The following is a 21,491-nucleotide window of genomic DNA, read 5'->3' as shown; positions in this document are numbered from 1 at the left end:
GTGATTTTATTAAACCTTGTCCTAGCAGGGCTAAGGCTGGGTTTAAAAAATCGCCAAGCGGGTGAAAAGTGGATTTTTGATGATTATTCATATTTATGCAAAGGTCTCTTATGGAAAAATACGGAAATTTTGAGCTATTTTTTTTTGAAAAATTGCAAGGGTTGAAAATAGGATGGGGAATTATGAATTATGCAAAGGTCTCAATGAGTAAATTAGATAATAAAACTTGGCAGGTGTATTTATTACAATGTGTAAATGATGCCTTGTATTGCGGTGTGACCAATGATATGGACAAACGCCTTCGTCAGCATAATGGCGAAATTGTTGGTGGCGCAAAATATACCCGAGCAAATACCCCTTGTAAGTTGGTGTATCAAGAGCAAGTCAAAGATAGAAGCACTGCATTAAAACGAGAGTGCAAGATTAAGGCAATGACGCGTAACGATAAGTGGTTACTTATTAGCAATGACCTTATAATAACCAAATGAGAATTTTGCACACAATGTTACGAGTAGGGGATTTAGATAAATCCATCGTTTTTTATACTGAAGTTTTAGGAATGCAGTTGTTGCGTCAAAAAGACTATCCTAAGGGTGAATTTACCTTAGCGTTTTTAGGTTACGGTCCTGAGGCTGAAAATACGGCACTGGAATTGACTTATAATTGGGGCAAAAGCAATTACGAAATAGGCACAGGATTTGGACATATTGCTATTAATGTGAAAGATGTTTATCAGGCTGTTGCAAGTGCAAGACAGCAGGGTTCTGAGGTTATTCGTGAGGCTGGACCTATGAATGCTGGGAATACCATTGTTGCTTTTTTAAAAGACCCTGATGGCTATGAAATAGAATTGTTGTCTAAAGGTTTTTAAGATTATAAATCGTAATCTTTGCGTCCAGACAAGGCGTGTGCAATCGTGTTAATATCGGCGTATTCAAGTTCGCCGCCAATGGGGATGCCGTGGGCAATTCGGGTAATGCGAACTTCAAATTGTTTTGCCATATTGCTGATGTAATGAGCGGTTACTTCCCCCTCAATCGTTGCATTAGTGGCTAAAATTATTTCCTCAATATCTTGTTGGTGTAATTTTTGCTCTAATTCATCCAAACCTAATTCGCTGGCACCAATGCCATCAATCGGCGAGAGATAACCGCTGAGCACAAAATATTTACCTTTATAGATGTGACTTTGTTCAATAGCATGAATATCTGTTGGTGTTTCAACAACGCAAAGTTGTGTATTGGTTCGATTGTTGTTTGCACAAATGTTGCAAATGTCTTTTTCGCTCAGTGTGCGGCATGACGAGCAGTGCTTGACATGCTCCATTGCATCTACCAAGGCTTTGGCAAGATTCATACCACCTTCTCGATTGCGTTCTAATAGATGATAAACAAAGCGTTGTGCGGTTTTCTTGCCAACGCCAGGCAGTGCACAAAAGGCCTTGTTAAGGGACTCAATCATTTAAAAAGGCAGATTCATACCGCCTGGTAATTTCATACCACCTGTGGCACTCTTCATTTTGGCAGCAGAGGCATCAGCAATTTGCTGATTGGCATTGTTAATGGCAATTAGAATTAGGTCTTCTAGTGTGTCTTTGTCGTTCATCACATTTGGGTCGATTTGAATGTCGGTTGCTTGATGTTCACCATTAATACTAACAACAACTGCACCGCCTCCAGCGTTGCCTATGGCAGTTAGTTGTTTAATTTCTGCTTGCGCTTGTTGCATATTGTCCTGCATTTGCTGGGCTTTTTTCATCATTCCAGCCATTCCACCTTTAAACATTCTTTACCTCCACTTTTGTTTCTTTGATTGAATTGATATCTACCCTTGTGTTGAAGGCTTGTTGTAATTTTTGTACACCTTCATCGGACAAAAATTCTTGTTGTAATGTCGCTGTTTTGTCGTTTTCAGCCTGTGTTTCTTTTTGCGCTAAAGTCTGTGTGGTTAGTTTACTGATATTGATATTAAGACTCAGCTTGCCAAAGTTTTCTTGTAATTTGGCTTGAATAGTTTGCTTAATATTGTCTGTTAATAAACTAGAAAATTTCTCATCTAAACTCAATGTTAGGTGTTGCATATCAGCACTTTCAAATAGCGTGTTTTTGAGTAACATACGCACTGCTGTACTGAATTCAAGTGTTTTGGTAATTTTTTCCCATTCAATTTGAGAGCCAATATTTAAGCCTGATCGGGGTTTGACCTGTTTGATTTTTTCGGCAGCTTTTGGTTCGGATTGTGTTTGTGGTTTTTCTTTAGGTGTTTGTTTGGCTCTGGGTGTTGGCGTTAATTTAGGTGTTTTTTTTTCCGATGGTGCTTTGGTTGGCGATGTTTGTTGTTTGTTGGGCGTATTTGAGTGAAATGCCAGCATACGCAATAGCGTCATTTCAAAGCCAATTTGCTCGCTAGGTGCGAGTGGCAGTTCTTTGTTGCCATTCGTTGTTATATGATAAAACAATTGTAAATCTTGGGTTGAGATTTGTGTAGCTAGCGATTTAATATCACTAGTAATTTCTGTGTTGTCAATGGCTTGTGCAATAGAGATTTGATGAAATAAAGTACTTAAATCTTTTAGCGCATGGGTTAAATTTTCACCCTTGTGTGACAATTCTCTAACAAAGTTAATAGATGCTTCAGCATCTTGATTAAGCAGATGTTTTGCTAAAGTTATAATGTCATCATGATGCACCAAACCCAGCATGGCTTTGATGTCTTTGGTCATTACCGTGCCATTACCATAAGCAATGGATTGGTCAAGTAGGCTAAGCGCATCACGCATCGAGCCATCACCAAAATCGGAAATTTGACTAAGTGCCAGCTCTTCATATTTTAGCTTTTCAGTGTCCATAATAAACTTCAACTGACCTAAGATTTCTTTATGGGTGAGTTTTTGTAAAGTGAATTGCAAACAACGAGAAAGCACAGTTACGGGCACTTTTTGCGGATCCGTGGTTGCCAGTAAAAACTTAATGTGTTCAGGCGGCTCTTCAAGGGTTTTAAGCAGTGCATTAAAGCTGCTTTTTGAAAGCATATGCACTTCATCAATCAGATAAATCTTATAACGATTTTTGGTGGGCATATATTGCGCATTTTCTAAAATATCACGCATATTATCAACGCCAGTGTGTGACGCTGCATCCAGCTCAATTAAATCAACTGACTGACCTTGATCTATCTCAATACAAGTGGCGCATTTGCCACAAGGTTTGGAACTAACACCGCTTTCGCAGTTGATGGATTTGGCAAAAATTCTCGCAATTGTAGTTTTGCCCACACCCCGTGTTCCCGTAAACAGAAAGCCGTGGTGTAAATTATCTGCATCAAGCGCATTGATTAAAGTTTTAACCGTGTGTATTTGACCCACCATCTCACTAAAGGTGTGAGGGCGATATTTACGCGCTAAAACTTGATAAGGTTTGCTCATGTTAGATTCCAAATTAAAAATGGCAGCATCAGAATAACGGCCAACACATAAAAAAATTATTACCGTTGCTTCCTTCCGGATCTGGCGGGGTTTATAATCATTTATTGTCAGTGCACTCTGACACTACCAAGCGTTATTTTACATTTATATTTACTGAATTATCTGTTAATTCTAAACGCTTAGGTGTGCCGATGTCTTGCCAGTAACCCAAATAGCGTTCACCCGTTAATTGCCCATTGTTAATTGCCTCTTTGAGTAGGACTGAGAGGGGTAATTTTTTATCATTATGTAGGTGCGATTGAAAGAAATCGGGATGATACAGTCCAATGCCTGAAAAGGTGTAGGTTTGAGTGTTGGCGAGATTAATTTGATTGCCAGTTAAGGAAAAATCACCATTTGGATTGTGTTCAGGATTGTCAATTAGCAACAAATGTGCCAATGAATTATCGGGCAGGGCGAGTGTGGATAAATCAACATCACACAGCACATCGGAATTAATTACTATAAAAGGATTGTCACCTAGCAAGGGTAGTGCTTGGATAATGCCGCCTGCGGTTTCTAGGGCGTTTTGTTCAATGCTGTGTTGAATTTGCACGCCGAATTTTGTACCATCACCTAGGTGTGTTTGAATTTGTTCACCCAAATAGGCAGTGTTAATAACGATATTAGTAATGCCTGCTTTTTTTAGTGCTTCAATACTGTGCTCAATTAAAGGTTTTGCGTGGATTTTGAGCAGAGGTTTTGGTGTGTCTTTGGTAAGTGGCATCATGCGTTCGCCCCTGCCTGCCGCTAAAATCATGGCTTTCATAAAATATCCTTGAGTGCAGAAAATTCTGGGTATTTGCTGGCAGTTTGTAGAGCGTATTTTTTAACCAAGGGAATGTTATCTAGGTATTGGTGTTTGCCGTCACGCCTTGACAGGCGTTTAAAAATACCTAAGATTTTTAAATGGCGTTGTAAGCCCATGAGTTCAAATTGCTTTTCAAATTGTGAAAACTCAATGTCGATATTGGCTTGTGTGTAGTAATAGTTGAGTAGAGTTTGAATGTCATTTGCTGATAATTCTATGTAAGCGTCTTTTAACAAGGAGCATAAATCGTAACTATTTGAGCCAATCACCGCATCTTGAAAGTCAATAATAGCAAGTTCGTCTTTAATCACCATAAGATTGCGTGCGTGGTAATCTCTGTGGACAAAAACTTGCAGAGAGTTTAGCGCATTATCGCTAAGTAACTGGAATATAGTCGATAATTGTTGGTTAAAGTTGCTATCTTTCGTTAAATACCAATCAATCAATAATTGCATTTCACTTGTTAATAGTGTTTTATTGTATAAAGGTAAGTGTTTATTTTGACAGTCAATTTTTTGTATTTTAATTATTTCATTAATTGCCTTTTTATACAGATCGATACAGTTGTCTTTGCTGAGTGCTTGCAAGAAAGTAAGGCTACCCAAGTCTTCAAGTAGTAGAAATCCTTGCACTAAATTGCTTTCAATAATTTTAGGGGCATGAAGGTTGTTGTCTCTCAACAAAGTGGCAATTTTCACAAACGAGGCACTGTCCTCTTTCTCTGGTGGTGCATCCATAGCAATAAAAGTATTGTTATCTCGTTCTATCCGAAAATAACGGCGAAAACTAGCGTCATCACTGGCTTTAGTGGTGACAAAGTTTACATCGCCAAAGAAATGTTCTAGCCAATCTGTGAGTAAGTCAAGTCGGGGGTCAGTCATTTTTTAATTGTTGATAGTGGTTATAGACGCATTCCCAATAAGTGCCAACTTTTGCGTGGTTAATGGTTTGATTGTCGATTTGGGTAATTGGCATAATCTCACGAGTAGAGCTGGAAATCCACACCTCATCAGCACCTAATAAGCCATCAATGCTAAATGCTGATTCGTTAACGGGCAGTTTACAGGCTAATGCGCTTTCTAGTGCCAAATCTCGAGTAATACCTGAGAGAATATGCGTGCCAGTAGGATGCGTGAATAAACTGCCATTTTTAATCATAAACACATTTGAAGTTGCACCTTCGGTAATAATGTCATTGCGATGCAAAATAATTTCCTCTACTTGATTTTCTTTGGCGTTTTGAGAATACAAAACATTTGCCAGTAGCGAAGTGGCTTTAATGTCACATCGAGACCAGCGAATATCAGGCTGAATAATAGCACTAAAACCTTTTTCTAGAACTTGCTTAGTTTTTTGGGTTAGCGGACTTGATTCAATATACACGGTAGGGGTTAGTGCTTGAAAATTATGCCTTCTTTGAGTGTCGCTACCTCGTGTAATTTGTAAATAGAGTGATTGGTTTGGCGATTGAGAATGCCCTAATAATTGATTGAGAATGTTGAGCCATTCGCTGTTTGAATAAGGGTTGGGTATTTTTATCGCATCAAGGCTATTTTGTAGGCGTTTTAGGTGTGCAGTTAGGCGAAACAGCTTGCCTTGATAGACTGGGATAACTTCGTACACACCATCGCCAAACAAAAAACCCCTGTCCATTACTGAAATAGAGGCTTTATTTTTCTCAATAAAATTGCCGTTAAGATAGACCATTGACAAGCGATTAAAGTCCAATTTTCTCTAGTAATCGTGAGAAAAAGCCAGATTTAGGTGCATCTTCAAGTGCAATTATCGGCAGTTTTTCTAGGTTTTCGCCTTCAAATTTGATGATCAAGTGTCCGATGTTGTCGCCTTTATTGATAGGCATTTGAAGGTTGGCGTTAAGTTCAATTACCTGTTGAGACAGCTTGTATTGTCCGCGCTCTAAAGTGATGGCTTGTGGGGTTTTAAACCCAACTTTAATGTCTTCTTTGGTTGAGCCGTTAATGGGTATTTTTTTATCAATTTTACTGATTTTTTTGGTTTCAAAAAAGCGAAAACCGTAATCTAGAATTTTTTGTGTTTGTGACATTCTGGCTTGTACGCCAGTTGAGCCTAGTACTACAGAAATCAGCCGCATATCAATGCGTTTGGCGCTGGCGACAAGGTTGTAACCTGCTCTTTTGGTAAAGCCCGTTTTTAGTCCGTCTACTGTATGGTCACTCCATAATAGCTTGTTGCGGTTGCGTTGTTTGATGCCGTGATAAGTGAATTCTTTTTGAGAATACCATGGGTAGAATTGCGGAAAATCACGAATGGTTGCTGAGGCAAGTGTCGCCATGTCCGTGGCAGTGGTGTGTTGAGCCTTATGCGGCAAACCTGAGGCATTTTCAAAACGAGAATTTGTCATATTAAGTTCTTTGGCGTATTCGTTCATATAAGTGGCAAAAGTGCCTTCAGTGCCAGCAATATGTTCGGCTAGTGCTACGGCTGAGTCGTTGCCTGATTGAATAATCATACCTTTAAGCAAGGTTTCAAGTTTGATGGTTTTACCCACTTCAACAAAGCTTTTTGAGCCACCAGTTTTCCAAGCTTTTTTGCTAATTTTGACCTTATCTTTTAAACTCACTCTGCCGTCTTTAATTAGCTGAAAAACTACATAAGCCGTCATTAATTTAGTTAAACTTGCAGGTGCGCGTTTTGCATTGGGGTTGTTTGAGGCAACTATTGAGCCTGAATTATGATCTAAGACAATATAAGATATTGCACTAATTGTTGGAGCTTTAGGAGTAATAAAAATAGCTGCTTGTGTATTTAATGACAATACGCTGAAAGTAACAACGATGGACGAGGATAGTTTTTTAATAAGTGTTTGATTATTCATAATAGGTAGGGGGTTTAAATTTTTGTTTTAATTTGGTTGATAATTGATAAGCGGCCATCGCATATCGATTGTCGTGATTATAACGGGTTAGCACATAAAAATTCCAAAAAGTGAGCCAAGTTTCGTCAATTATTTTTTGTGGCAGGCGAATAAACGCCAGTTTGGTTGCGTGTGCAATATCTACATCAATATCAAAGCCTTGATTGCGCCAGTGTTTGGCGTTTTTCTTAGGTTTAGAGTTAGCACGCTTAGCGTGCTTTAAATGCTTGGTTTTCAACGAAATAGGGCGGGCAATTTCTCCAAAGTCATGCCATTGATGTTTGTCAAAATAATTGGCAATTGAGCCAATGGCATCAATAGGGTTTGAAAATAAGTCGATTTTTCCGTCTTGATTGAAATCAACCGCATAGTGGCGATAAGAGCTGGCAATAAATTGTGGAAAACCCATTGCCCCTGCGTATGAGCCTTGAACAGATAGAGGTGCAATGGCATTTTCACGCGTCATCAGTAAAAACGACTCCAACTCTTTTTTATAAAAATTACGGCGGCGATAATTACCAAATGCGCGCTTTACCAAGGTTTTAAAGGTTGGATTCGTGCCTTTGTTGTTGCCATAGTTGGTCTCTATGCCAAGAATGGCAACAATAATCTCAGCAGGAACATGGTAAGTTTGTTCGGCTCGCTTTAGTATTTTGAAGTTATCTTGCCAAAATTTAATTCCATCTTTAATGCGATTGTCAGTGATAAATAAACCTTTGTATTTGTTCCATGGCATTGGCGGCTTTTTTACCCGTTTGGTTTTTTTTACCTGTTTCTTTTTTGCAAACTTATCAACAACAACAAACCTGATGGTGGAAAAGATAGAACGCAATTCATTTTTATCAAAATTGTGTTTCTTCACCATTTTTTCAATAAAATTTTGCGTTATTTTAAAATCTGTGGCTGGCAATGTCTTTTTGTCTAAAGAGGAGTAACTGTTCAGCATTAAGATTAAAGATGAGATGAATAGGAGTGTTTTTTTCATGGGCTAAAATTTGGATAAATAACTCGGTGTTTTGTGCTTGCGGATTGACATAATAATGCCAAAACTTGCCAGCAGAGTAATCAGTGATGAGCCACCATAGCTAATTAATGGCAACGGCACGCCGACCACAGGCAACAAGCCTGACACCATGCCAATATTTACAAAGACATAGGTAAAGAAAATGAGCGTCAAACTGGCGCCTAACAACTTAGAAAAAGTGTCTTCTGATTCAAAAGAGATAAGGAAACAGCGATAAATAATCAATCCATAAAAACACAGCAGCAATAACACACCTAAAAATCCTAATTCTTCTGCAATCACTGCAAAAATAAAGTCAGTGGTATGCTCGGGCAAGAAATTTAGTTGGGATTGCGAGCCTTGTTCGATGCCTTTGCCTAGCAAGCCGCCAGAACCGATGGCAATTTTAGATTGTAAGATATGGTAGCCAGCCCCAAGTGGATCTAGAGTTGGGTCAATCATGGTTAGAATGCGTTTTTTCTGATAGGCCATGAGCAGGTAATTCCAAGCAATAGCGCCACTGCCAATAATCGCACCAACAATTACAGCAAAATTAAGCCAATTATTGCGTTTGATAATTTGAAGACTAATACCAGAGAAAAACAACACAAACACGCCGCTTGCACCGATAAGTAGCGATGTGCCTAAGTCGGGTTGTTTGGCAATTAATAAAACAATGGCAATAATCGCAGTAACAGAGATAAGCACTGGCAAAGGCTTTGGTGGTAAGGTTTTTTCACTGAGGATTGAGGCAATGGCAATTGGCACAATAATTTTCATCAGTTCTGAGGGCTGAAAGCGCATAAATCCTAAGTTCAGCCATCGTTGAGCGCCGCCACTACTAGAGCCAAATAACAATACCAACAATAATAAGAAAATACCAAATAGCATCAAATAAGGCGAATAACGCCTGAGTAAATAAGGTGGCATTTGTGCAATGACTAACATTACGCTAATAGCAATTACAAAATGTAGGATTTGTTTATAAATTAACCCTATTGATTCGGAGGCACTGTAAAGCATCAACAACCCAAACACGCTAGTCGTTATTAACATTAAAAACAAGGGCGTATCCATTTTGAAATAGTGCCAAAAATGGCGAATTTTATCAATTGATTTCATAATAGCAGCAATCCAACCAACCTTACATCAGACAACAATAAATTAAAACTACGGCAAGCCGACTTGTTGTTCATGCTCTCAACACCGATTCCCATTTGTTGAAGGGCAACTTGCTGCTGTGGGTTTAGAAATTTTCCAATCTTGCCAGTGCCAACAATCAGTATGTCAATATCATCTTTTGAGCTGAGTGGAAATAGTGTTATTTTATTCAGCTTTTCCAGTGTTAAATCAGGCACTTCTGTGTGATAGTTAGATGAGATAAAACAAGGTGTTGTAAGTGTGGCGTTCAATAAGGTAACTGTATCGTCGTCCACAGAGATGATACTGTTATGGTTATTGTCTTGCCGATTGAATTCCACGAAGAGATATTCCGTTAATATACAATGTGTTTGATTATACCCAAGCGTGTAAAATCATACTCTTTTTTCAGAATATAAAAACAATGTCGAATTCCAACGAAACTGACGCATTTGGTGCGGATTTAGCCAGTGGTGTAGCCGCCTTTGATTCTAAAAATTTTTCAATGGCTTATCAGTTATTAGCGCCATTGGCTGCGCAGGGGGATGCTGAGAGTTTGTGGCGGCTCGGTATGATGCAAATGAACGGATTGGGCATGGTTGAAAATCAGCCCTTGGGTTTTGAGAATTTTATTAAGGCAGCAGAGCAGGAGCACGCTTTTGCACATCATATGATTGCGGTGGCATATATGACTGGTGAAGGCGTTGAAAAAGATATTATTAAGGCGATTAAATGGTTTGAAAAAGCGGCTGAGTATGAATTACCAGGGGCAATGTATGCACTTGGAATGCTATATGAAGACGGCAAAGAGGTTAAAAAAGACCTAGAAAAAACACAATATTGGTATGACCAAGCAGCCAAGGCAGGGGTGTAAATGAAATCAAGATTTGCTCCATCTCCAACAGGTTATTTACACATTGGCGGTGCTAGAACCGCCTTATTTGCTTGGGCTTGGGCAAAAAAACAGCAAGGTGATTTTGTCCTGCGTATTGAAGATACAGATACAGAGCGCTCCACGCAAGCATCTGTTGATGCTATTTTGGACGGTATGAATTGGTTAGGATTGGATTACGATGAAGGGCCATTTTACCAAACTCAGCATTTTGAGCGTTACAAGGCAGTTATTGGGCAGTTGCTAGCAGAAGATAAGGCTTATTATTGCGAATGCTCAAAAGAGAGACTGAGTGAACTGCGAGAAACATTGATGCAAAAGGGTGAAAAAGCCATGTATGACGGCTGTTGTCGAGATAAAAAATGCTCATCTGGCGTGGTGCGTTTTAAAAATCCAGCCAATGGCGTAGTGGTCTTTAACGACGCAGTTAAAGGCAAAATTTCTATTGCCAATAAAGAATTGGATGATTTGATCATTGCTCGCAGTGATGCTACGCCGACTTATAATTTAACCGTTGTGATCGATGACCACGATATGAAAATTAGCCATGTTATTCGTGGTGATGACCACATCAACAACACGCCTAGACAAATTAATTTATATCAAGCATTGGGCTGGGATTTACCAGAATTTGCGCACTTGCCTATGATTTTAGGCAGTGATGGCGCCCGTTTGTCAAAACGCCACGGCGCAGTGAGTGTGATGGCATATCGAGATGCGGGTTTTTTACCTGAGGCGTTATTGAATTATTTGGTGCGTTTAGGCTGGTCACACGGTGATCAAGAGATATTCTCATTGGATGAAATTATTGCATTGTTTGATTTAAAAGACATTAACAAAGCACCTGCCAGCTTTAATGAAGAAAAATTATTGTGGCTTAATCAAGATTATATTAAAAATGCCACATCCGAGCATTTAATTCAACATTTAAATTGGCATTTACACAATCAAAAAGTTGACACTAACAACGGAGCAGATTTGTCCTTGGTTGTTGAGTCGTTGCAAGATCGTTCAAAAACACTAGTAGAAATGGTTGAAGGGTTGAAAATGTTTTATCAAGAATTTGATGAATTTGATGAAAAACTTGCTGACAAACAATTTAAAGACAAAGCGCCACTTGAAGCCTTGCTTGAGGCGTTAAGCCAGTTAGAGGCTTGGCAGGCCGATGAAATCAAGGCTGTCATTAAGCAAGTATGCGATAAATTAGGCATTGGTTTTGGTAAAGTAGGACAACCTTTTCGTCTTGCTCTAAGTGGCAACGGCAACGCAGGCAGTATTGATTTGGTGGCTGAATTGATTGGCAAGTCAACCACACTAAAACGCTTGGACAAGGCCATCAAATATGCCTGTTGATTTAATGCAACTAAGGCGTGAATTTACCAGCAATGGCCTCTCTCGTGCTGAGTTGGATGGCGATCCCTTTATACAATTTAAAATTTGGATGACGCAAGCTATTGAAGCTGAGTTGACCTTAGCAAATGCGATGAGTTTAGCGACCAGCGATAAGGAAGGCGTAAGTATTAGAACAGTTTTGTTGAAAACATTTGATGAACAAGGATTTGTTTTTTTCACTAATTATCATTCTAAAAAATCCAAGCAATTGGATAATAATCCAAATATTGCCTTGCTATTTCCTTGGCTGGACTTAGAGCGCCAAGTTAAAATCTCTGGCACAGTGGAGAAAATATCAGTCTTGGAATCCGTTAAATATTTCGCCTCTAGACCTAAGGACTCCCAGCTGGGTGCTTGGGCATCGGCACAATCGTCGATGCTAAGCTCAAGACAGGTTTTGCTGTCTGAATTTGAGGCGATGAAGCGTAAATTTAGTCAAGGAGAGGTGCCTTTGCCTGATTTTTGGGGTGGCTATCGTGTCATTCCGAAAACAATCGAGTTTTGGCAGGGTAGGGAAAATCGCCTGCATGACCGCTTTGTTTATGCCAAAAGTGGTAACACATGGAAGATTAGTCGTTTAGCGCCTTAATCGCTTTAATAACAGCCTGAGTGTCAGGTTGTTTTTCGCTCCAAAATTCAAACGCTGCTGCTGCTTGCTCGACCAGCATACCCAATCCATTAAATACCATTGACGCATTATTAGTTTTTGCCCAATCCATAAAAGGGGTTTGCTGTCCATACATTAAATCATAGCAAACTGCATTATTAACAACACCAGAGGTGATATCTGGCGTCTCTCCACCAAGTGAGGCGCTAGTGGCGTTAATGATAATATCAACAGGGTCATCTTTAATTTTTTCTAAACCAAAGCCGCAAGTTTTGCCAAATTTGGCAAAGTCTTTGGCGAGTTTGACAGCTTTAGATGCAGTGCGATTGGCAATCATGATGCGTTTAGGGTTTTGTTGTAATAAGGGTAGTAGAATGCCACGAGTTGCACCACCTGCCCCTAAAATTAGCACAATTTTGTCGTGTAAATCAATACCTAGATTTTTAGTTAAGTCATTAACCAGACCGATTCCATCGGTATTTTCGCCTATTAACTCATTGCCATTAACTTTAATGGTATTGACTGCACCTGCGGTTTGCGCATTGATGGTGTGCGTAGTAGCGAGATTAAAGGCATTAATTTTAAATGGCACGGTAATATTAAAGCCATTGCCACCTTGGTTGATAAAATCGTATGCACTTTGGGAAAATCCATCAATTGGTGCCAGTATCTTGGCGTATTCAACTCGTACACCAGTTTGACGAGCGAACGAGGTGTGAATTTTAGGCGACAAACTGTGCTTAATTGGATTGCCAAAAACAGCCAGTTTATACATATTTACTCCGATTTATTGCCATTTTCAGGTTTAGTCTCTGGCTTGGTTGTATTGCCTGATTGAGTGTTTGGTTTCTTTTCAGTTTTTGGCTTACTTACTTTTCTCTCTGTTGACTTTGCTTTTGACTGAGGTTTTTCTTTGGATTGTGCCTGTGGTTGAGGGGGTGCATTTTTAGGCTGTTCCTGGGGTTTATTCTGCTGAGTGTTGTTCTGTGACTTTGATCTGTCTTGAGAATTTTGTTTTGGTTTTTGCCGTTGTTTGTTCTGCGCCTTGTTATTCTGATTGCCTTGGTTGCCTTGGTTGTTTTGACTACGATTACGGCTTCTGTTGCGATTTTGGTTTTTATTCTTATTACGATTTTTATTTTTATTAGCCTGCTTTTTGTTTGGCTGATCTTCCTTTTCACCAAGTCCAAGCGCTGACTTAATGCCTCCCCAAAAAGAAGGCGAGGACTTAGATTGCTTTTGATCAGGCTTGCGTGTGGCAGGGTGGCTGGTATTAATAGCGGCAATTTCTGTATTGTTTTCAAGTCCATTTTCAGCAAGATTGTGCTGTGGTTTAGAGATACCCTGATAGCTCTTATGGTGTGAGTTTTTAGTACCTGTTTGCTTGTTAATATTAAAGTTCGGGAACTGCATATAAGGGTTGGGCAGTAAGGTGATTTTCACCTCATGCTTGTTCTCTAGTCTACCAATATCGTCTCGTTTTTCGTTAAGCAAATAGGTAATGACATCAACGCTGGATTGAATGGTTAGCCTTTGTGTTTGCTTAGAGGCGTTACAGCCATCCTCAAGTTGTCTTAAAATATTTAATGCTAAATTTGGAATGGTAGGTACTGTGCCACGACCATCGCAGGCAGGGCAAGTTCTTTCTACTGATTCTGTTACTGAGCTCATTAAGCGTTGTCTTGACATTTCTAGCAAGCCAAAGCGTGAAATTGTGCCAATTTGGATGCGGGCACGGTCTGAACTGGTGGCTTTTTCCATTGCTTTTTCGATGGATTTTCGATGTTCTTCTGAGGTCATATCAATAAAGTCAATTACCACCAATCCGCCAATATCTCGCAGTTGTAGTTGTGCGGCAATTTCTTTGGCAGCTTCTAGGTTTGTGTTGTAGGCGGTTTCTTCAATATCGGAGCCTTTGGTGGCACGGGCAGAGTTAATATCAATGGCAGTCAGCGCTTCAGTCGGGTCGAAGACAATGGTTGCGCCTGTGTGTAGTGATACTTCACGGTTAAAAATGCTTTTTACTTGTGCTTCAATGCTCATGTGATTAAATAACGAATGCTCGGAAACATCAAATTGCTTAACACGGTCTAAGTAGTGTGGTAGAACGAAACTCACAAATTCTTTGGCGTTTTTGAAAGTAGCTAAATCATCAATAATAACACTGTCGGTATCCTCTCTTAAATAGTCTCTCAGAGTGCGAATAACGATATCACTTTCTTGGTAAATTAAAAAAGGTGCTGAGCGATTTTCCGCGGCAACATTGATTGAACTCCATAGATCTGATAAATAATCAACCTCCCATTGTAATTCTTCTAAAGCCTTGCCTGAGCCTGCAGTTCGAATAATCAAACCAGAATTTTCTGGCATTACGATTTTGCTGATAATCTCCTTAAGCGCCTGTCTGTCTGTTGAGGTAATTTGCCTGGAAATGCCGTTGCTTTTTGAGTTGTTTGGCGTCAAAATCATATAAGCGCCAGCCAAATTGACATAAGTACTGAGCGCAGCGCCTTTGTTGCCTCGCTCTTCTTTTTCAACTTGGACAATAATCTCTTGCCCTTCTTTTAAGACATCAGAGATGGTTAATTTTTCACCTGAGGCTTGTGCGTTTTCTCGTAGTATTTCAGTAACTTCTTTGAAGGGTAAAAAGCCTTGTCTTTCTTTGCCGTAATCGACAAAAGCAGCCTCTAGAGATTGCTCGACTCGCGATATTTTACCTTTGTAAATATTGCCTTTATTTTTTTGGTTAAGGCTGGTTTCTATATTAAGAGAGGTAAGTTTTTTATTCTGTACAATGGCAACTCTGATTTCTTCGGAGTGCGTTGCGTTTATTAGTATGTGGTTCATGGTTTAATTGTCCTGATAGAGGGCGTTTTTCCACATGCAGAGAATCAACACAGTCGTGTTGAGTTGGTATTAAATTGATGTATAAATATTTCAAAAACCTATTCCTTATTGGTTTGTCAGTCTTTTTTTTTGCTTTATTATTTAAAAGTTAATAAACGCTTAATCTCTGTATATGGCAATAAGCCAGTTGTTTGTTGTATTTTGACTTGCACTCAAAAATACTTAAAAAATTCTTTAGTTGGTGTTTTTTACACCAAACAGTTTTAATTATACCACAAAAAGTGTTTTACTGATTTAATGTTCGTCCGCCATCAACATTAATAATTTGACCAGTGATGTAGGGTGAATTTGCTAAAAACAAAACTGTGTTAGCAATATCTTGCGGTGTGCCTTGTTTGTTCAAAGGTATTTTATTGAGCATTTTGTTTTTTTGTTCAGTATTGAGTTCGGCTGCGTTTTCTGGCCAAAGAATAGAGCCAGGAGCAACGCCACAAACACGAATTTCTGGCGCTAATTCTTTAGCTAAAGTTTGTGTCATCATTGCGACACCTGCTTTTGAAATATTATAAATAGCATGATTTTTTAGTGGGCGTTGTGCGTGAATATCAACAATATTAATAATGCACCCTTGATTTTTTGCCAGTGTTGCTGCCAAGAATTGCGATAAAAAGAAGGGTGTCATTAGGTTGGTATTGATAATTTTACTCCAATCGTTTTTATCAGCACTTTGAATGGGTGTTGGGTAAAAAACTGAGGCGTTATTTACCAACACATCTAGTTGTTTTATGCCATTTGCCAGTGTTTGTAGTGCTTGAGTGTCTGATAGCTCTGCCTGCACAAGTGTGGCAGAATCAGTGCGCACTTGATTAAGTTCATCGGCTAAAGTTTGCGCTTCTTTGCTAGAATGTCGGTAATGGATAATAACATTGTAGTTATGTGCGTGCAGTGTTTTGGCGATTTGTGCGCCAATGCGTTGTGCGCTGCCAGTAATTAATGCTGTTTTCATATAAAATGACTTCCGTGAATTTAGAACAAATAATCAAAAACACTATTATACAAAAAGCCGAGCCTATTGGGTTTGATGAATTTATGAATTTGGCACTATATTATCCAACCAAAGGATATTACAGTGGTGGTAGGCAAAAGTTTGGTGAGCAGGGCGATTTTATTACTGCACCTGAGACTTCAGATTTATTTGGATTTTGTTTGGCGCGACAATGCGCCCAAGTATTGGATGGCGAAGACGATGTTCTAGAATTTGGTGCAGGCAGTGGAATTTTGGCGGCGCAAATCTTGTTTGAACTGGGGCGATTGGGGAAACTGCCAAAAACTTATTACATCTTAGAATTAAGCGCTGAATTGCAGCAAAGGCAAAAAGATACCCTTAATAAAACCTTGCCAGAATTGATGGATAGAGTGGTTTGGTTGAATACTCTGCCTGAGCATTTTTCAGGCGTGGCGATTGCCAATGAAGTGTTAGATGCCATGCCAGCAAAACGACTGATTTATAAGGCAGAGGGTTTCAAGGAATTGGGAGTGGATTGTCAAAATGATGCTTTGGTATGGCAGGAAAAATACCCTTATAGTAATGACAAAATGCACTTACCCGTTAAAATTAAGCAGGGTTATATCACCGAAGTGAATGAAAGGACAATGGCTTGGATTGAGAGTTTGAGCGAGATAATGGATAAAGGACTGGTGCTGTTGATTGATTATGGCATGGGCAGGGATGAGTATTTTCACCCACAACGGGATGCAGGTACACTCAGGTGTTATTATCAGCACAAAGCAAGCGAAAATCCATTTGAGCATATTGGCGAGCAAGATATTACCACTTCGGTTAATTTTTCAGATATTGCAAATCAGGCACTCAGGAGTGGTTTTGCAGTTACTGGTTATGCTACACAAGCTATGTTTTTAATTTCTTTAGGTATAGACAGCTATTTGCTCGTCGAAAAAGACGAGAAAAAGCGTGCTAACTTGGCGCAACAAGTCAAACAATTAGTATTGCCGAGTGCGATGGGTGAGAGTTTTAAAGTATTGGCACTAACCAAGGACATACAAGTAAAATTACAAGGTTTTAAAGAGCAAGATTTATCACATAAGTTGTAATTATATGGATTTTTATCAAATAATTATTTTGGCATTAATACAAGGGATTAGTGAATTTTTGCCAATATCTTCTTCAGCGCATTTAATTTTAGTGCCAAAATTGACTGACTGGCCTGACCAAGGTTTGGCATTTGATGTAGTGGTGCATATGGGCACACTGCTTGCCGTGGTTTATTATTACCGACACATTATCAGCCAATTACTGGGTGATTTTTATCTTTCAATTGTTCAAAGAGAGGCAGTTGGTGAGTCAAAATTAGCGTGGGGAGTGTTGTTAGGCACGATTCCTGTGGGTATTTTTGGGCTTTTGTTTAAAGATTTTATTAACAGCGATTTACGCTCTATTGAAGTTGTTGCTTATGCCACTTTGGTATTTGGTGCATTGTTAGGTATCGCAATTTTGATAAATGCTCAGAGAAACAGCGTTAGAGAATTTTTAACTTGGACGGATGTTATTGTTATCGGCGTAATGCAAGCATTGGCACTTGTGCCGGGTGTGTCTCGCTCGGGCATCACTATTACCGCAGGATTGCTGATAGGCTTGTCAAGAAAAGCAACGATTCAATTTGCTTTTTTGTTGTCAATTCCAGTTATCACACTCTCTGCTTTGTTAATATCAATTGATATTTATCAACAACACCAAACTGCTGATTTAATTTTATTGGCATTAGGTTTTGTGGTTTCTGCCGTCAGCGCTTATTTGACTATTGTATTTTTTATTCGTATATTGGATACAATGAGCATGATGCCATTTGTGATTTATCGCCTGCTTTTAGGACTACTTTTATTGTTGTTATGAGTAATAAATTCTCACTTAAATTAGGCGCTTTTGCCACATTCAATATATTTTCTTTTGAGCTATGCGCACCGTTGTTAAATATGCCACAAAGGATGATTGTTAACGGAGTTTTAAAAAAATGACACAACCACAACCCATTTATCGCCAAGACTACGAGCCAAGTGCATATTTAATTCATACGACTGAATTGCATTTTCAGTTGGGCGAGCAAGAAACAACTGTTTTTAGTCGCTGTGATTTTTATCAAAATCCAAAATTGAGAAGCCCGGCGTCTCAATTATTTTTAAATGGGGTTGATTTAGAATTGTTGTCTATTTTGGTTGATGGTGTTGAGCCTGATTATAAAATTGTTAAAGATGGCTTGATGTTAGATGGTTTGCCTGAGCGTTTTATCTTGAAAATCAAAACCCGTATTCACCCAGAAGCCAACACCAGCCTGAACGGTTTGTATCAATCCAGTGGTAATTTTTGTACGCAATGCGAAGCACATGGCTTTCGTCAAATTACTTATTATTTAGACCGTCCCGATGTGCTCAGCATATTCACCACGCATATAGAGGCAAATCACGACAACTATCCAATCTTACTGAGTAATGGTAATTTGGTTTCTCAGGCAAACGGTAGAGCAACTTGGCACGATCCAACCCCTAAACCTTGTTATTTATTTGCTTTGGTGGCAGGAGATTTCGCTGTTTTGGCAGATACTTACTTAACGCTTTCGGGCAAGGAAGTGGTGCTTAAAATTTATGTTGAGGCGCATAATATTAATAAGACTGAGTTTGCTATGGGTGCACTCAAACGCGCTTTTAAATGGGACGAGATGCGTTTTGGCTTGGAATATGATTTAGATATTTATATGATTGTGGCAGTCGATGATTTTAATATGGGGGCAATGGAAAACAAAGGTTTAAATATTTTTAACTCTACTTATGTGCTAGCCAGTCCGAAGACAGCAACGGATAAAAACTTTATTGATATTGAAGCAGTGATTGGACACGAGTATTTTCACAACTGGACAGGCAACCGTGTTACTTGCCGAGACTGGTTTCAGTTGAGTCTCAAGGAGGGTTTAACTGTATTTCGTGACCAAGAATTTACCGCTGATTTGCACTCGCGTTCAATCAAGCGCATCGAAGATGTGAATGCATTACGCACATTACAATTTGCCGAAGATGCAGGACCGATGGCACATCCCGTGCGTCCTGAGAGTTATATCGAGATGAACAACTTTTACACACTGACTGTTTATGAGAAGGGTGCCGAGGTGATTCGCATGATTCACACTTTTTTGGGCGAAGAAGGGTTTCAAAAGGGTATGAAGTTGTATTTTGCACGCCATGACGGTCAAGCAGTTACTATTGATGATTTTATCAATGCGATGAGTGATGCCAACACCTTTGATTTTACTCAATTTATGCACTGGTATTCACGCTCAGGCACACCTGAAATCAACATTTCCACGCATTACGACCAAGGTGAAAACACCTATACAGCAACAATTAAACAACAATCAGAATATTTTTTACCGCTGGCATTCACCTTGTTGGATGATGCAGGCAAGGAATTAGAAAAAGGGGTTTTGACCATTAAAGACAAAGCCCAAAGTTTTGTTTTTGAAAATCTGCAATCAGAACCTACTGCGTCTTGGGGGCAAGGTTTTTCTGCCCCCATCAAACTTACCCATGATTTAAGTTTTGAGCAAAAAGTGTTTTTAGTTAAACACGATAAAGACAGTTTTAGCCGCTGGGACAACACACAGCAACTATGGTTATCACTCATACTCAGCCCTGAAAAAATAGATGCAGAAGTGTTTTTTGATGCAATCGAGTCAATGATTGAGAACACACAAGACAAGTCGTTGGTTTGTGCATTGCTGAGTTTGCCTTCCGAGCGTTTTTTACATCAACAGCAAGCCATTATTGATGTGTTTGATACTCATAATAAGCGCGAGTTAGTTATTCAAAAAATTATTCAACGCTTTAAGCCGTTATTGCTGGAATTGTATCAGTCGCTTAACATTACTCAAGCCTATGAACTAACGCCAAAAGCCGTAGGGCAAAGAGCGCTAAAAAACATCTGTTTATTCTATTTAGCAAAAGACGGCGAACTGGAATTAGCACAAATGCAATTCAACTCAGCTAACTGTATGAGTGACAAATTAGCCGCATTTGAGATTCTGCTAGACAGTGATAACGCACATCAAAAGCAAATACTAGCGGATTTTTACGAGGAATTTAAAAATGATACCCAAGTAATGGACAAATATTTTTCCGCTCAAGCACTCAGCTCTATCAGTGATGTTCAATCCATAAAAAACCTAATGCAACACGAGTTATTCTCATTTAATACACCCAATCGCCTGCGTAGTGTTGTCGGCAGTTTTGCTCAAAACTATATCAATTTTCACAACCAAGCCAGCTACGAATTTTTTACCGATATTATTATCCAACTAAATACAACTAACCCACAAATTGGCGCACGATTGGTGTCAGTTTACAATCATTGGAGGCGCTTTGCTCCTAAATTAAAAGTTCTGCAAAAACAACAATTAGAAACCATCTTAGCCAGTAAAAACCTCTCTAAAGATATTTTTGAAATTGTCCAAGCCGCACTTAAATGAAGAAATTAACAGAACTATTAAAACAAAAATCACTCACCATTGCCGTGGCAGAATCCTGCACAGGTGGTAATCTGTCCGCATTACTTACTAGCGAAAGCGGTGCATCAACTTATTTTGATAGAGGTTTTATCACCTACAGCAATCAGGCAAAAATAGAACTACTCGGTGTTAAAAAATCTACTTTAAAGATGCACGGCGCAGTCAGCGAACAAACTGCCTTAGAGATGGTGCGTGGCGTGATTAAAAACGCCTCTACTGATATCGGCGTATCCATCACCGGCATTGCTGGCCCCACAAGTGATGACACAAATAAACCCGTTGGTATGGTTTGCTTTGGTTTTTGCATTTACGGCGAATGCACCACCACCACTCAGCGCTTTGGCGGCGATAGGTATGAGGTGGTTGAGCAAAGTGTTGCGTTTGTGGTTAGCGTTTTACAAAAACAGTTGTAATGCATTATAATATATATGCGTTAATACATCACTTTTTAGGAGAAAACCATGCATCGATTAAATCTAACCATTGACGAATCGCTTTATGAACAAGCCAGATCACACAGTTTTGTAAGCAAAAAATCTATTTCGTAAATTGTCCGTGAAGGACTAAGTCTTTATTTGGCAAAAGAAACAAACGACAGTGTAAAGGCGAAGTTAGTGTTAGAGGCTAAAGATGAGCAAGAGATTTTAGAGATTTTAGCTGAGGATAACTATATTACAGAAGGTGAATTTGTTAAGAAATTCAATTTGAGACCTTTGCATAAATATGAATAATCATCAAAAATCCACTTTTCACCCGCTTGGCGATTTTTTAAACCCAGCCTTAGCCCTGCTAGGACAAGGTTTAATAAAATCACCAATCTGGCAAAAATTGAATTTTGCTAATCATCCCTATTTATGCAAAGGTCTCAAT

The 21,491-nt window shown here is 39.2% G+C and carries 23 protein-coding genes and 1 other RNA gene; 10 read left to right on the top strand and 14 right to left on the bottom strand.

Features of this window, described 5'->3' with window-relative positions; all coding sequences use genetic code 11:
• Positions 1-182 precede the first annotated feature (182 nt).
• Positions 183-488, top strand: coding sequence for a GIY-YIG nuclease family protein (locus CRYPD_RS03815; protein WP_244610246.1), 306 nt, complete (start codon positions 183-185; stop codon positions 486-488).
• A complete protein-coding gene (gene gloA / locus CRYPD_RS03810) occupies positions 485-871 on the top strand; it encodes a lactoylglutathione lyase (RefSeq protein WP_138146264.1) in 387 nt (128 codons plus the stop codon). Before CRYPD_RS03815 ends, gloA begins: the two co-directional genes overlap by 4 nt.
• A 2-nt stretch (positions 872-873) precedes the next feature.
• On the opposite strand, the gene recR is transcribed toward gloA, so the two are convergent.
• From recR to CRYPD_RS03755, 11 genes are all read right to left on the bottom strand, one after another.
• Positions 874-1,461 (bottom strand): recombination mediator RecR, encoded by a 588-nt coding sequence (gene recR / locus CRYPD_RS03805; RefSeq protein WP_138146263.1) that lies wholly within the window; start codon positions 1,459-1,461, stop codon positions 874-876.
• Positions 1,462-1,785: a YbaB/EbfC family nucleoid-associated protein gene (locus tag CRYPD_RS03800; protein ID WP_138146261.1), complete on the bottom strand. Its 324-nt coding sequence runs from the start codon at positions 1,783-1,785 to the stop codon at positions 1,462-1,464.
• A complete protein-coding gene (dnaX, locus tag CRYPD_RS03795) occupies positions 1,778-3,424 on the bottom strand; it encodes a DNA polymerase III subunit gamma/tau (protein WP_138146259.1) in 1,647 nt (548 codons plus the stop codon). The genes CRYPD_RS03800 and dnaX overlap by 8 nt, the downstream gene beginning before the upstream one ends.
• 25 nt (positions 3,425-3,449) lie before the next feature.
• Positions 3,450-3,545: signal recognition particle sRNA small type (gene ffs / locus CRYPD_RS03790), an RNA gene on the bottom strand.
• A gap of 12 nt (positions 3,546-3,557) precedes the next feature.
• Positions 3,558-4,232 carry an N-acetylmuramate alpha-1-phosphate uridylyltransferase MurU gene (gene murU, locus CRYPD_RS03785; RefSeq protein WP_138146257.1) on the bottom strand — a complete coding sequence of 225 codons (675 nt, stop codon included), beginning with the start codon at positions 4,230-4,232 and terminating at the stop codon, positions 3,558-3,560.
• Positions 4,229-5,155: an aminoglycoside phosphotransferase family protein gene (locus tag CRYPD_RS03780; RefSeq protein ID WP_138146255.1), complete on the bottom strand. Its 927-nt coding sequence runs from the start codon at positions 5,153-5,155 to the stop codon at positions 4,229-4,231. The genes murU and CRYPD_RS03780 overlap by 4 nt, the downstream gene beginning before the upstream one ends.
• Positions 5,148-6,002 carry an aminotransferase class IV gene (locus CRYPD_RS03775; protein WP_342211695.1) on the bottom strand — a complete coding sequence of 285 codons (855 nt, stop codon included), beginning with the start codon at positions 6,000-6,002 and terminating at the stop codon, positions 5,148-5,150. The genes CRYPD_RS03780 and CRYPD_RS03775 overlap by 8 nt, the downstream gene beginning before the upstream one ends.
• On the bottom strand, positions 5,992-7,131 hold the full coding sequence (locus CRYPD_RS03770; RefSeq protein WP_138146254.1) for a D-alanyl-D-alanine carboxypeptidase family protein: 1,140 nt from the start codon (positions 7,129-7,131) through the stop codon (positions 5,992-5,994). The genes CRYPD_RS03775 and CRYPD_RS03770 overlap by 11 nt, the downstream gene beginning before the upstream one ends.
• On the bottom strand, positions 7,124-8,155 hold the full coding sequence (gene mltB / locus CRYPD_RS03765; protein ID WP_138146252.1) for a lytic murein transglycosylase B: 1,032 nt from the start codon (positions 8,153-8,155) through the stop codon (positions 7,124-7,126). Before mltB ends, CRYPD_RS03770 begins: the two co-directional genes overlap by 8 nt.
• 3 nt (positions 8,156-8,158) lie before the next feature.
• Positions 8,159-9,295, bottom strand: coding sequence for a rod shape-determining protein RodA (gene rodA / locus CRYPD_RS03760; RefSeq protein WP_138146250.1), 1,137 nt, complete (start codon positions 9,293-9,295; stop codon positions 8,159-8,161).
• Positions 9,292-9,654 carry an Mth938-like domain-containing protein gene (locus CRYPD_RS03755; RefSeq protein WP_138146248.1) on the bottom strand — a complete coding sequence of 121 codons (363 nt, stop codon included), beginning with the start codon at positions 9,652-9,654 and terminating at the stop codon, positions 9,292-9,294. The genes rodA and CRYPD_RS03755 overlap by 4 nt, the downstream gene beginning before the upstream one ends.
• A gap of 83 nt (positions 9,655-9,737) precedes the next feature.
• Between CRYPD_RS03755 and CRYPD_RS03750 the strand changes: the two genes are divergently transcribed.
• The 3 genes from CRYPD_RS03750 to pdxH are packed head-to-tail and all read left to right on the top strand — an operon-like array spanning position 9,738 to position 12,186.
• A complete protein-coding gene (locus tag CRYPD_RS03750) occupies positions 9,738-10,187 on the top strand; it encodes a tetratricopeptide repeat protein (protein ID WP_138146246.1) in 450 nt (149 codons plus the stop codon).
• A complete protein-coding gene (gene gltX / locus CRYPD_RS03745; RefSeq protein WP_138146244.1) occupies positions 10,188-11,558 on the top strand; it encodes a glutamate--tRNA ligase in 1,371 nt (456 codons plus the stop codon). It abuts the gene before it with no gap.
• On the top strand, positions 11,548-12,186 hold the full coding sequence (gene pdxH / locus CRYPD_RS03740) for a pyridoxamine 5'-phosphate oxidase (protein WP_138146242.1): 639 nt from the start codon (positions 11,548-11,550) through the stop codon (positions 12,184-12,186). The genes gltX and pdxH overlap by 11 nt, the downstream gene beginning before the upstream one ends.
• Here the strand turns inward: pdxH and aroE are convergent.
• The 3 genes from aroE to CRYPD_RS03725 all read right to left on the bottom strand — a co-directional run bounded on the left by aroE (position 12,167) and on the right by CRYPD_RS03725 (position 16,057).
• Positions 12,167-12,979, bottom strand: a complete 813-nt coding sequence (gene aroE, locus CRYPD_RS03735) for a shikimate dehydrogenase (protein ID WP_138146240.1) — start codon at positions 12,977-12,979, stop codon at positions 12,167-12,169. The genes pdxH and aroE overlap by 20 nt on opposite strands.
• A 2-nt stretch (positions 12,980-12,981) precedes the next feature.
• Positions 12,982-15,051 (bottom strand): Rne/Rng family ribonuclease, encoded by a 2,070-nt coding sequence (locus tag CRYPD_RS03730; protein WP_138146238.1) that lies wholly within the window; start codon positions 15,049-15,051, stop codon positions 12,982-12,984.
• A gap of 286 nt (positions 15,052-15,337) precedes the next feature.
• Complete coding sequence (locus CRYPD_RS03725; RefSeq protein WP_138146236.1) at positions 15,338-16,057, bottom strand: pteridine reductase; 720 nt, start codon at positions 16,055-16,057, stop codon at positions 15,338-15,340.
• Positions 16,058-16,062: 5 nt separating this feature from the next.
• Between CRYPD_RS03725 and CRYPD_RS03720 the strand changes: the two genes are divergently transcribed.
• The 5 genes from CRYPD_RS03720 (at position 16,063) to CRYPD_RS07940 (ending at position 21,352) form a co-directional block, all read left to right on the top strand.
• A complete protein-coding gene (locus CRYPD_RS03720) occupies positions 16,063-17,163 on the top strand; it encodes a class I SAM-dependent methyltransferase (protein WP_244610247.1) in 1,101 nt (366 codons plus the stop codon).
• Between the two features lie 4 nt (positions 17,164-17,167).
• Positions 17,168-17,962, top strand: a complete 795-nt coding sequence (locus CRYPD_RS03715) for an undecaprenyl-diphosphate phosphatase (RefSeq protein WP_138146234.1) — start codon at positions 17,168-17,170, stop codon at positions 17,960-17,962.
• A 118-nt stretch (positions 17,963-18,080) separates the two neighbouring features.
• Positions 18,081-20,582, top strand: coding sequence for an aminopeptidase N (gene pepN, locus CRYPD_RS03710; protein WP_138146232.1), 2,502 nt, complete (start codon positions 18,081-18,083; stop codon positions 20,580-20,582).
• Entirely contained in the window at positions 20,579-21,034 is a 456-nt protein-coding gene (locus tag CRYPD_RS03705; protein ID WP_138146231.1) for a CinA family protein, read from the top strand. Before pepN ends, CRYPD_RS03705 begins: the two co-directional genes overlap by 4 nt.
• 162 nt (positions 21,035-21,196) lie before the next feature.
• The gene (locus tag CRYPD_RS07940; protein ID WP_171004308.1) at positions 21,197-21,352 is read left to right on the top strand and encodes a hypothetical protein; all 156 of its coding nucleotides are present in this window, start codon (positions 21,197-21,199) and stop codon (positions 21,350-21,352) included.
• Positions 21,353-21,491 lie beyond the last annotated feature (139 nt).

Source organism: Bathymodiolus heckerae thiotrophic gill symbiont, from assembly GCF_900180345.1.
Lineage (GTDB): Bacteria > Pseudomonadota > Gammaproteobacteria > PS1 > Pseudothioglobaceae > Thiodubiliella.
The sequence above is the reverse complement of the archived record's forward strand: the minus strand, read 5'-3'. Positions and strand labels throughout refer to the sequence as shown.